This window comes from Alteromonas sp. DY56-G5 (genome assembly GCF_041414725.1).
GTDB lineage: Bacteria > Pseudomonadota > Gammaproteobacteria > Enterobacterales > Alteromonadaceae > Alteromonas > Alteromonas macleodii.
In genome coordinates this window covers 1-11,968 of sequence record NZ_JANHZQ010000023.1, presented here as the reverse complement: position 1 = coordinate 11,968, position 11,968 = coordinate 1, and the positions used below count along the sequence as shown (strand labels likewise).

General features: G+C 44.7%; 11 protein-coding genes. 10 read left to right on the top strand and 1 reads right to left on the bottom strand.

The features are described from left to right. Positions 1-194 precede the first annotated feature (194 nt). The 7 genes from NO989_RS12285 to NO989_RS12255 all read left to right on the top strand — a co-directional run bounded on the left by NO989_RS12285 (position 195) and on the right by NO989_RS12255 (position 7,156). The gene (locus tag NO989_RS12285) at positions 195-737 is read left to right on the top strand and encodes an rRNA large subunit pseudouridine synthase E (protein WP_014976399.1); all 543 of its coding nucleotides are present in this window, start codon (positions 195-197) and stop codon (positions 735-737) included. A gap of 353 nt (positions 738-1,090) precedes the next feature. Continuing rightward, a complete protein-coding gene (gene mnmA / locus NO989_RS12280) occupies positions 1,091-2,218 on the top strand; it encodes a tRNA 2-thiouridine(34) synthase MnmA (RefSeq protein ID WP_044556785.1) in 1,128 nt (375 codons plus the stop codon). Next, positions 2,218-2,844, top strand: coding sequence for a high frequency lysogenization protein HflD (hflD, locus tag NO989_RS12275; protein WP_061485793.1), 627 nt, complete (start codon positions 2,218-2,220; stop codon positions 2,842-2,844). Before mnmA ends, hflD begins: the two co-directional genes overlap by 1 nt. 13 nt (positions 2,845-2,857) lie before the next feature. Further along, on the top strand, positions 2,858-4,225 hold the full coding sequence (gene purB, locus NO989_RS12270; RefSeq protein WP_039229483.1) for an adenylosuccinate lyase: 1,368 nt from the start codon (positions 2,858-2,860) through the stop codon (positions 4,223-4,225). Between the two features lie 107 nt (positions 4,226-4,332). Further along, positions 4,333-5,166, top strand: a complete 834-nt coding sequence (locus NO989_RS12265; protein ID WP_061485791.1) for an adenylate/guanylate cyclase domain-containing protein — start codon at positions 4,333-4,335, stop codon at positions 5,164-5,166. A gap of 355 nt (positions 5,167-5,521) precedes the next feature. Then, positions 5,522-6,688, top strand: coding sequence for a JmjC domain-containing protein (locus NO989_RS12260; RefSeq protein WP_039229486.1), 1,167 nt, complete (start codon positions 5,522-5,524; stop codon positions 6,686-6,688). A gap of 9 nt (positions 6,689-6,697) precedes the next feature. Continuing rightward, the gene (locus NO989_RS12255; RefSeq protein WP_014949322.1) at positions 6,698-7,156 is read left to right on the top strand and encodes a GNAT family N-acetyltransferase; all 459 of its coding nucleotides are present in this window, start codon (positions 6,698-6,700) and stop codon (positions 7,154-7,156) included. Between the two features lie 47 nt (positions 7,157-7,203). Here the strand turns inward: NO989_RS12255 and NO989_RS12250 are convergent, their stop codons facing one another. Further along, complete coding sequence (locus NO989_RS12250; RefSeq protein ID WP_014949321.1) at positions 7,204-7,620, bottom strand: DUF4826 family protein; 417 nt, start codon at positions 7,618-7,620, stop codon at positions 7,204-7,206. A gap of 327 nt (positions 7,621-7,947) precedes the next feature. Between NO989_RS12250 and NO989_RS12245 the strand changes: the two genes are divergently transcribed. From NO989_RS12245 to NO989_RS12235, 3 genes are all read left to right on the top strand, one after another. After that, positions 7,948-8,163 carry a PGPGW domain-containing protein gene (locus NO989_RS12245; RefSeq protein WP_061485790.1) on the top strand — a complete coding sequence of 72 codons (216 nt, stop codon included), beginning with the start codon at positions 7,948-7,950 and terminating at the stop codon, positions 8,161-8,163. 367 nt (positions 8,164-8,530) lie between these two features. After that, a complete protein-coding gene (locus tag NO989_RS12240; RefSeq protein WP_014976393.1) occupies positions 8,531-9,037 on the top strand; it encodes a (2Fe-2S)-binding protein in 507 nt (168 codons plus the stop codon). Further along, positions 9,034-11,295, top strand: a complete 2,262-nt coding sequence (locus NO989_RS12235; RefSeq protein WP_061485789.1) for a molybdopterin cofactor-binding domain-containing protein — start codon at positions 9,034-9,036, stop codon at positions 11,293-11,295. The genes NO989_RS12240 and NO989_RS12235 overlap by 4 nt, the downstream gene beginning before the upstream one ends. Positions 11,296-11,968: the final 673 nt, after the last annotated feature.

Sequence of the window (11,968 nt, the reverse complement as noted above, 5' to 3'; positions counted from 1 at the left end):
TGGGAGCGACCATTAGTATAGGGTCGAAAGTTTGAGTTACAAGTCATACCATTGTCTTAACTCATAAGATCACCGAATTTATCGACAAACTTCATTGAGCAAACCACTATTTGCGGTTGATTTTCCCATGCGAAGCATCGTCATTTGTCGTAAAATCCCCCCCGAAATTTTGAATTTAAACAAGCGGAAGTAATATGTCTTCAAACGCTAAAGTGGTGCTTTTTAATAAGCCCTTTCAAGTTCTTTCTCAATTTACTGATGCAGACGGTAGAGAAACCCTAAAGGACTATATTGATGTTCCCGGTGTGTATGCCGCAGGACGACTCGACAGAGATTCGGAAGGTCTTCTCGTACTCACCAATGACGGAAAGCTTCAGCATAAACTTGCTAACCCAAAAGCTAAAACCAGCAAAACCTATTGGGTGCAAGTTGAAGGTATTATGGACGAAAAAGCAATGCAGGCGCTGCGTGACGGCGTGGAATTAAAAGATGGAATGACTCGCCCCGCTAAAGTAAAGGCCATGGAAGCACCTAGCGTGTGGCCGCGGAATCCGCCCGTACGCTTTAGACAGTCGATCCCTACTAGCTGGGTAGAAATTACCATTACAGAAGGCAGAAACAGACAAGTGCGACGTATGACAGCGCACGTCGGCTACCCCACCCTTCGGCTCATCAGATATCGCGTGGGTAATTGGACCATTGATGGTATTGATAATGGCAGCTACGTTCACTTTTAAAGGCAATTCAATTTCTAATACTTGAAATCACCTTCCTTGGCCACACTAAAAGAGGCACCGAAACGTTACGGATTTTTAGCGCTGTTAAAGGTTGCTGTTCATCTTTGCATATAGACAATTTTTTACAGCAAAGGCCAACCGCCGCTTGGCACATATTTAATTACTTAATCAGATAAGGATTAAATGTGAATTAGCTATCGGAATCTGATAAAATCCGCGACCTCGAAAACGGGCCGATTTGTAAGTGGCTGATTAGTGGTATAGCCCACTGAGTGGGTAAGCGCCTTAGCATATTTATCAACATGTTAATTGGTGACTGATTTAACAAATACGGTTTCTTTTTTATTAATCAAATGAGTGTGCAATCCATAGTGAGTGATATTGAATCTAACGCCAGCAAAAAAGTGATCGTCGGAATGTCCGGCGGTGTCGATTCGTCTGTTTCAGCCTACCTACTCCAACAACAGGGTTATCAGGTTGAAGGTCTTTTCATGAAAAACTGGGAAGAAGACGACAACGATGAATACTGTGCCGCTGCAGAAGATTTAAAAGATGCTCAAGCGGTTGCTGACAAACTTGGCATTGAACTGCACACCATTAACTTTGCAGCAGAGTACTGGGATAACGTGTTTGAGTATTTCTTAGAGGAATACAAAGCGGGCCGTACGCCAAACCCAGATATTATGTGCAACAAAGAAATTAAGTTTAAAGCGTTTCTTGAATTTGCAGCAGAAGACCTTGGCGCTGACTACATTGCAACTGGTCACTATGTTCGTCGCCGAGAAGTTGACGGTAAATGGCAAATGCTACGCGGTCTTGATAACAATAAAGACCAGAGCTACTTTCTTTACACATTGGGCGAAGAGCACGTTGCTAAAACGCTCTTCCCTGTGGGTGACATCGAAAAGCCATTAGTTCGCAAAATTGCCGAGGAGCAAGGTCTTATCACTCACGATAAGAAAGACTCTACCGGGATTTGCTTTATTGGTGAACGCAAATTTAAAGACTTCCTTGCTCGTTACCTTCCAGCTCAGCCTGGCGTTATTGAAACAGCAGAAGGCGAAGAAATTGGCCAACACGAAGGCTTGATGTACCACACGCTAGGTCAACGTAAAGGCTTACACATTGGTGGATTAGCCAAATACGGTGACGACCCTTGGTATGTGGTAGATAAAGATGTTGCACGCAACGTACTTATTGTGGGCCAAGGTGCCGACCATCCTCGCCTATACTCGAAAGGCTTGGTAGCAAAGCAGCTACACTGGGTGGATAGAAAAACAATTACAGAACCTGTGCGCGCGGTAGTTAAAACCCGTTATCGTCAGGCCGATATCCCATGTACAATAACGCCAACTCAAGACGACACCATTGAAGTGATGTTTGATGAGCCGCAGAAGGCGGTAACGCCGGGGCAGTCAGCGGTGTTCTATAGTGACGAAGTTTGCCTTGGCGGCGGTATTATTGAGAGTTATATTCGCTGATGTTAGATACCGACATAGAAAATAACCTAGCACTTGCAGGTGTATGTCAAGCTGCTGCGCTGGTTCAACAGCTTGCCAGACGAGGTTCTGCCGATAACGAGGCTATAGAGGCCAGCTTATCGAGCATACTGGTTACTGACCCAGAAACACCTCAACAGGTTTTCGGCCAGCTCGCTAACTTAAAAACCGGTTACACCACACTCGCAGCACAGCTATCTGACAAACAAGCAACAAAAGATACGGAATTAACCCGCTATATAGCTAGTATTCTAGGCCTTGAAAGAAAGCTAGCGAGAAAGTCTAAAGCAATGCAGGAACTGGGCGAACGTATTTCCCATGTTCAGCGCCAGCTTGCTCACATCGATTTCCAAAACCCACAAATAGTCTCCTCTTTAGCGAGCATTTACAGCGATATCATCAGTCCGCTAGCACCGCGTATTCAGGTAGCTGGTAACCCAGATTATTTAAGCCAACCTGCTACTCAGCATAAAGTGCGTGCGCTTTTGCTTGCAGGTGTTAGGGCTGCAGTAATGTGGCGTCAGATGGGTGGAAAACGAAGAAACATTTTATTTAAACGCAAACACATTCTTAACAGTGCTGTTAAAGCACTACGATTAATAAACTAGTGAGGAGCTTAAGGTGGAACTGAGTCAGTTAACTGCAATTTCCCCTGTCGATGGTCGATATGCTGGCAAAAGCGTAGAATTACGCAGTATTTTCAGTGAGTACGGCTTATTAAAATACCGTGTAGAAGTAGAAGTACGTTGGTTACAAATGCTGTCTACTAACCCACAAATTGAAGAAGTTCCTGCTTTTACAGACACGTCAAATGCACTACTAGACAAAATAGTAGCTGAATTTAGTGTTGAAGATGCCATGCGCATCAAAGAAATCGAGCGCACAACAAACCACGATGTGAAAGCGGTTGAATACTTTCTTAAAGAGAAGGTTGCCGACAATAGTGAGCTTTCAGCAGTAAATGAGTTTATCCACTTTGCGTGTACGTCTGAAGACATCAACAACCTTTCACATGGCTTAATGCTTCGCGAAGCCCGCGAGACCGTTATTCTTCCTTACTGTGACAAATTAATTGAAGCGCTAGTAGAGCTTGCTAAGCGCTACCAGAACGTGCCTATGATGGCACGTACTCACGGTCAGCCTGCTTCACCTACCACCATGGGTAAAGAAATGGCAAACGTGGCTATTCGCCTAAAGCGTCAGCGTAGCCAAATCGCAGGTGTTGAGTTACTTGGTAAGATTAACGGTGCAGTGGGTAACTACAATGCACACTTGTCAGCGTATAAAGATGTAGATTGGCACGAAGTTTCAGAGAAGTTTGTTACCTCACTAGGTCTAACCTGGAACCCGTTCACTACGCAAATAGAGCCGCATGACTATATTGCAGAAATGTTTGATGCCATTGCGCGCTTTAACACCATTCTTATCGATTTCGACCGTGACGTTTGGGGTTACATTGCACTGGGTCACTTCAAGCAAAAAACGGTAGCTGGCGAAATCGGCTCTTCTACCATGCCACACAAAGTTAACCCTATCGATTTCGAAAATTCAGAAGGTAACTTAGGTCTGGCGAACGCTATTTTTGACCATTTAGCAGCTAAGCTTCCTATCTCTCGCTGGCAACGTGACCTTACTGACTCAACCGTACTACGTAACCTTGGCGTCGGTGTAGGTTATGCGGTTATTGCGTATCAGGCTACTTTGAAAGGTATCAGCAAGTTAGAAGTTAATGAGCAAAGCTTACTTAACGAGCTAAACAACAATTGGGAACTGCTTGCAGAGCCTATTCAAACTGTTATGCGTCGTTACGGTATTGAAAAGCCATACGAGAAGCTAAAAGAACTGACCCGTGGTAAGAAAGTAAACGCTGAGGTCATTGCTGAATTTATTGATAACCTAGATATGCCAGAAGCGGCCAAAGCAGAGCTTAAGGCATTAACGCCTGCTACATACATTGGCGATGCAATCAGGCTTGTAGATCAGTTATAAGCCCTTACGCTTTCCACTACACTGAAAAACGCGGTCATTAGTACCGCGTTTTTTTTATTCCTAAATTTCTCTACATTGAATTTTCACATACCCGTGGGAGCAAGCAAATGGATTTACGCAACACGAACCACACTCCTTTCTCATTGCAGGAAAAACACTGTGTTGTGCTTTCCCCCACGGTTTCGAAGGTGTTAAGTACAACGCTGGAAACCAAAAGTAGTGCCGCGAATTTAAAAAGCTGTATAAAAAATGCCGTCGTCATTTTTTGTGACCTATCAGGCTTCCAACAACTCTCAGTTAAATATGGCGACATTACATGCGCCAGACTTGTAGATAGCCTGTTTTCTGAATTCGATGTGCTTGCCGCTGATTTACACCTTTCGCCATTAAAAACAAACGGCGATCAATATATTGCGGTTGGTTTTAACGGCGAACACAGTAGTACAACACACTCGCTTTTGAACGCTCTGGTGAACGCCATCGAATTCGCATTTCGCGCTCGCGAGCTTGTAAATAGCAACGACCTTTTAGCTTCATCTTCAAGCCAACTGCGAGTTGGCATTGCGACAGGCTCTTTACTTGCCGGCCAATCTTCTCGCCCGCTTGCAGGCTTTGATATTTGGGGGACTACGGTAAATAGGGCTGCAATGTTAGAGCAATACACAGCACCTAATACAATTGCTATTTGTGAGAAGTCTTACAGCCTGGTTAAACGACAGATTATTCATCGCTCTAGCGCGAGTGCGAATAACCCTTGTTCCTTTAATACGTACTTCACTTGTGGTTCAAATATAAACGCTAACACTGAGCTTTCAACGCGTGAACACGACAAGCGGAAACTCAGTGAGTCAAAAATGTGTGGCGAAAATCGCAAAGAAACCACATTCCTACCAAAACAGCTGCACACGAAAACAATGCTAATGAGCGCATACGTTTGCTAACTCCTGTCTAGCGCATCTGATAACCACCCATGTCATGTAAACATTGAGCTAAAAAGCACGTGATTTCTAAGTTAGATGAATTACACCTGCAGTAACTCGCCGCGAGTACGAACATGTTAAGTTTCGCTGAGTGGGTAATTATCTATGCGAACCGTTATGAATTCGGCTCTCCCTACTGAATCAGGTGAAGCAAATGCAAGGTAGCAATAAACGTTTCAATAATCGATAATGCCGCGCATAAGCTTCAACCTCGCTTTTGACAAAGTGCTAACGCTTACCGCATATTTGTAACGCCACGCACAATACTTAAATCAACAGATTAAACCCATTTAATTGGCTTACTATAAGAGACACTATGCCCACTAACGACAATTCGTACATTATTGATGCACAATCTGGAAACGGCTTTAATGCAGAAACCTTTCTAAAAAACTACTGGCAGCAAAAGCCGGTAGTCATCAAACACTTCTTTGACAACTTTGTAGATCCTATCGATGAGAACGATCTTGCCGGTCTAGCACAAGAGTCGGAAGTGGATGCACGTATTATTAGCAACGTGAAAGGCAGCTGGCATGTTGAACAAGGGCCAATTACCGATTTTGACAAAGCATGTCAGGGCAAATGGACATTACTAGTTCAAGGCGTAGATAAATATGTGCCCGACGTAACCCCTCTACTAGATCCCTTTTCTTTTATCCCTAATTGGCGATTGGACGACCTGATGGTGAGCTTCGCCACCAATGGTGCAGGCGTTGGTGCTCACATCGACCAATATGATGTATTTTTAGTTCAAGGTAAGGGCCGAAGACGCTGGCGTGTGGGCAAGCCGGCGGACTATAAAGAAGTTTTTCCACATCCAAAATTAAGACAAATTGAAGGCTTCGACCCTGTTATAGATGTTGTGGTTGAGCCTGGCGATGTGGTGTACGTACCACCGGGCTGGCCTCATGATGGAGCGACAATTGAAGATAGCCTCACCTACTCTGTGGGTTATCGTGCTCCGGACAATCTGCAACTAGCGGAAAGCCTGGCGATGATGTTGGATAAAGGCGCACATAATTATCGCTTTACCGATGCAAGCCGCTCTATGCAAGGCAATCGTGCTTGGGTAAATCCAAGCGATGTTGCCATTCTTAAGCAGCAGCTCATAGATGCGATAAACGGTGAAGACTTTACTTTGGCACTTCTAGAAGCCATGAGTGAACAAGGCATTCCTGAATATCCGCTAGAAGACGAAGTATCGCTAGAGCAAATTTCAAATGAGTTTGCCGCAGGCATTAGCTTTGTTCCTGCACCGGGTGTGCGTGCATTACTATGTGACGGTAAGCGTGGTCTTCCTCGCGCACTCTTTGTAAATGGCAGTCAGTTCGAATTTGGCAAAAGTGACCAAGAATGGTTTGAAGTGCTGGCATCAGGAGGCGTTTTGAACGCAACGTGTTGCCAAGACGCGCCTTCTTTTACATTTTTAGAAACCTTAACTACACTTATCAATAATGGTTACTGGGAATGGTTCGAAGGTTAACAGGTAAGTATGGCGTTTACGATACAAAACGTCGATTGGGAAAAGGATAAACATCGACTGAAAGCACTAAGGGAACATGTATTTGTTTTAGAGTGGCGCGTCCCCGAGGCAAGCGAGTTCGACGAACACGACAGTTCGGCGTGCCATGTGCTTATCGTCAATGATGAAAACGAACCCATTGCCACTGGGCGCTTAACCAAACGAGGCGAACTAGGCCGAATTGCTGTTAAGCGCTGCCACAGAACATTGCCTGTTTATCGCGCTTTGTTTGAAGCGCTGATTAACACGGCAAAGCAAAACAACGTCCCCATTATCAAAGTAGTCTGCAATTTAGAAAGCGTGTCCTATCACCAATCCATTGGTTTTATTCCCGACGGGCAAGTATTTATGGACGCAGGCGTTCCAAGACAGCGCCTAAAATGTCCGGCAGAGCGATTTCCTCTTCCGGACGTGACTCAACTTCATTAAGCTATGTATTTACAAAACGTCTCACTAATACAGGCTATTGCCTGGAATTAGTTCCAAAGATCTGGCGCGTTCTGCATGGCAAACAAGCTTTCAGCACGATTAATTAGTAAAGCACCAAACGCCTTTTGAGTATCGTCTGCGCCCTCTGCATTAATGAGATTTTCTGCTTTCAACTGCCAATGCATAGCAAAGTGACGCAGTACGTCCTTGGCGTCTTTGGCGTTATCGACTGATGTGTAATCAGAAGGTAAATCACCACTAATAACCCAATAGCGTTTACTGTCCATTGCTCTAATTTTCCAAACTGCAAGGTACGGCATTAAATAACGACTTTCTTCGGTAATAACAGAATCAAACAACACGCCATTTTCCGCTAAAAATTTGTTTGCCTTTTGAAACTGTTCTCGTACCCACGTTGCGCGTTCTTCATCACTGATTGGTTGGTTTTCTGGTTGTTCTGCCATTTTTACTCTCATTATTATCGTTATCTGTTCTTACTAGTACTGCTACTTGATACCCATGTCTCAGTTACCTTCTAGGCAGTTTTGCCACTAGTTCGTAGCGTACGCCTTTTTTATCTTTGTACTTTATTTCATCCCTGCTTTCCACCGCAATTAGGGCATTGTGCCCACCGAAGGTGTTAACCGCTTACTTATTCGACAATCTTTAAGAATACCCAACACCCAGTTATTCAAAGATCGGGCACAAACATTTACATTTTTCATATTGGCAAATGTGCATCTTTGGGCGAAACTGTGAGATGAAAACTTCACCAAGCCGAGTGTTTATACATGCGAATAGTAAGAATTACCCTTGGAGCAATCTTGTTTATCGGCGGTATTGTTCTAACATTACTTCCGGGCTCTATCTTGTTAGTGATAGGCGGTTTAGTGCTCTTAAGTTACGACTGGCCAAAAGCGCGAAGCTGGCTCAAATACAGCCAAAAAACAATGACGAGTGGTGCCCGTAGAATTGATCGTTTTCTTCTTATGCGAAAGCTGCGTTAATTGTTTTTGTTCTAACAGGTGTGCTTTTAGAAAGTTGAGCACGCCATAACGCATAGTGCGTTTCGCCCCCCTCTTCATCTCTCACCACTTTGTCGCAAAGTGTTAGCAATTAAACTTATGTAAATGCGTAATGATGCAATGCGTGTTAACGTAAACTAAAGTATAAATTGCGAAGCCTTTAACAATAATAATAGTGGCAATTATCTGAGCATGCTCAGCATCTTAGATAGTTCGTATCATCAGGCAATGTAACCGTATCGATATGATTTTGTGCAATGCGTTGACCCCGCATTGCGCTGCTTGGGTAGGCCAGATTTAAACAATCTGGTCCAAGTCATATCTTTCGCTTACCTATGGAGACAAGACCATGATCACGTTTACCGTTAATGGTAACAAACACGAATTTTCTGGTGACCCATCAACACCAGTGTTGTGGTACCTTCGTGACGAATTAAATCTTACAGGACCTAAGTTTGGCTGTGGTATGGCGCAATGTGGCGCTTGTACTGTTCACATTGATGGCATGGCACAACGCTCTTGCGTATTGCCTGTATCAGCCGTTCAAGGCAGAAAAATTACCACTATTGAAGGGCTAAGCGAAAATGGCGATCACCCTGTCCAAAAAGCGTGGGTAGAACACAAAGTACCACAATGTGGTTTCTGTCAATGTGGGCAAATCATGCAAGCTGCCAGTCTATTATCAACCAACCCAACGCCAAGTGACGAAGAAATTGTTCAGAATATGTCGGGCAACATCTGTCGTTGCGGCACGTACCCTCGCATTCACAAGGCCATTAAGTCTGCGTCGAAATCAATAAGCAGCAACGCTGGCGTTAGCTACTTTGACCCAACCCAAGCGGGAGAAGAAGCATGAGTGAGAATACCTATTTTGATATGAATCGCCGCAGTTTCTTAAAATCGACAGCAGCGGCGGGTGCACTGGTTCTTGGTACCTATTTTATGGGTGGTGCACCTCGCGCCATGGCTGGCGTATTAGCAAAGCCAGCGGAAAACGCAAAGCGCGCAAACTTGTTCATTGCACTTCGCCCTGACGGCATGGTTGAAGTAACGTGTCACCGCAGCGAAATGGGTCAACAGATCCGAACCGCCATTGCGCAAATTGTAGCTGACGAGATGGAAGCTGCGTGGGACAAAGTCATTGTTATTCAAGGCAAAGGCGACCCCAAATACGGTGACCAAAACACCGATGGCTCGCGTAGTATCCGCTTCAATATGCAGCGTCTTCGAGAAATGGGCGCAAGCGTGCGTTATATGATGCAACATGCAGCAGCTAAGCGTTGGGGTGTTGAGCCAAGTACCTGTGTTGCCGAGCAGCATGTGGTAACACACACTTCAGGTAAAACGCTTGCTTATAAAGACTTAGTAGACGATGCATTAACCATTACGCCGCCAGAAGCAGATAAGCTTAAGCTTAAAGAAAGGAAAGAATGGCGTTACATCAATACCGGTATGGCGCATATCGACCTTCAAGATATCGTTACCGGTAAAGCAACCTTCGCCGCCGACGTGCGCGAGCCAAAAGCACTTGTTGCTATAATCGAACGCCCACCTGTAGTGGGCGGTAAGATGAAAAGCTTCAATGCAGATAAAGCAAAAGCGGTTAATGGCGTTGTTGATGTAATTGAAATTCCAGCGCCAAAAGGTGCGCCTCAGTTCCAACCAAAAGGTGGGCTAGCCATTATAGCTAACAACACATGGGCAGCATGGCAAGGCCGCAAAGCATTAGACGTCACCTGGGACGATGGCGCAAATGGCGACTATAACTCAGCGAACTTTAAAGAGCAGTTGCTTAACACAGTAAATGCACCTCAAGCGCTTGTTAGAGAAAAAGGCGATGCGTTGAGCGTTTTAGAAAAAGCCAGCGACAAACTGGTTGCTGACTATTACGTGCCGCATTTAGCACAAGCCCCAATGGAGCCACCATGTGCTACTGCCATGTACTATAAAGATCGCGTTGACGTATGGGCAGCAACACAAAATCCGCAGGCTGATATGGAAACCGTGGGCGCTATGGTTGGCATGGACAAAGAAAAAATCAATGTTCACGTTACCATGCTAGGTGGTGCTTTCGGGCGTAAGTCTAAGCCTGACTTTTCAGCGGAAGCAGCATTCCTATCAATGAAAACGGGCAAACCAATTCGCGTTCAATGGACACGTGAAGATGATATTCAGCACGGTTTCTATCACGCGGTTTCCGCTCAACATGTTGAAGCTGCACTTGATGAAAACGGTAAAATTGACGCTTATCTTCACAGAACCGCGTTTTCACCTATTGCCTCTACGTTCCAAGAGGGCGCGAACGCACCCTTTAGCTTTGAGTTAGATTTGGGCTTTACGGATAACCCTATTCTTACGCCCAACATGAAGTTAGAGCGCGGTGAAGCGCCAGCCAAAGCCCGTATTGGATGGATGCGTTCAGTATCGAACATCTTTCACGCGTTTGCTGTACAGTCGTTTATTAATGAAGCAGCCCACAAAGCAGGCAAAGACGCTAAAGATTACCTATTGGAAGTAATTGGTCCTGATAGAATTATTGATGTGACGGATCAAAAAGCCGAATATCAAAACTATTGGGGTGATAAGTCGGTTTATCCTTTGGATACAGGTCGTCTTCGCAATGTAATTGAGAAAGTATCTGACATGGCAGGCTGGGGCCGCAACATGCCTAAAGGCCGCGGACTGGGTATTGCTGCGCACCGTAGCTTTTTAACTTACGTTGCTACTGTGGTTGAAGTTGAGGTGTCTGACGCTGGCGATCTTAGCGTGATTAAATCATGGGTAGCGATTGATGCAGGTACTGTAGTTAACACCGATACGGTTAAAAACCAAACCCAAGGCGGCTCGGTTTACGGTACCACAACAGCAATCAGTGACGGTATAACGTTTGATAAAGGGCGTGTACAGCAGAGTAACTTCCACAACTACCGTGTACCGCGCATGAGCGATTCACCACTAGAGGTAGAAGTTGAAGTAATTGAAAGCGATGCGCCGCCAGCAGGTGTAGGTGAACCTGCAACCCCCGTGTATGCGCCAGCGCTGTGCAATGCCATTTTTGCTGCATGCGGTAAGCGTATTCGCCAGCTACCTATTGGTAACCAGCTTAAAGCGTAAGCATTCTATAGATTCGGCTTAATCGCTGGTTTGATGAATAAATACTAACGCTATTTAAGACAAGCAATCATATCAAAAAGGGTTAACACACACTGTGTTAACCCTTTTTTATGGATGTATGCTGTATTCGAGTGTGTCTCAATAGTAGCGAAAAAACGAATTGCTTTATGAATAATAGAAAAGACTATATAAGTTATAGATACTTAGGCAAAAACACGCTATCGAGATAACAACGCAAGCAACAAAAAGGTGAATAAAAACACCATAACTTGCATAGGCGAAAACTGCACATATCAGACCAATAGTGAATTCAACCAGCGCAGCTTCACAGAACGTTCTGATGTTACTGATTACAGGTTGTGCAAAAAACTTAAATTTATAAGCCATCTTAGTTTCCCTCCCTGCCTCATGCATACTGTTAGCCAAACGTTATTTACAATAGCACACTAATCCAACCGGACATAATTTAACCAAGTAATATAAGAAGGTCTTGAGTTTTGTTGCACATCAAAAAGGCGAAAAAACCTAGTCATTAGCATATTCGCCATTTCCAACTAACTAAGCCATTGCTTAAGAGCAGCAAACAACCATTAGAGACATCGAGTAGGGTGAGGCGTCACCGCCTCATCCCTCTCACAGAACCGTACATACGGGCCTCGTATACGGCTCATGT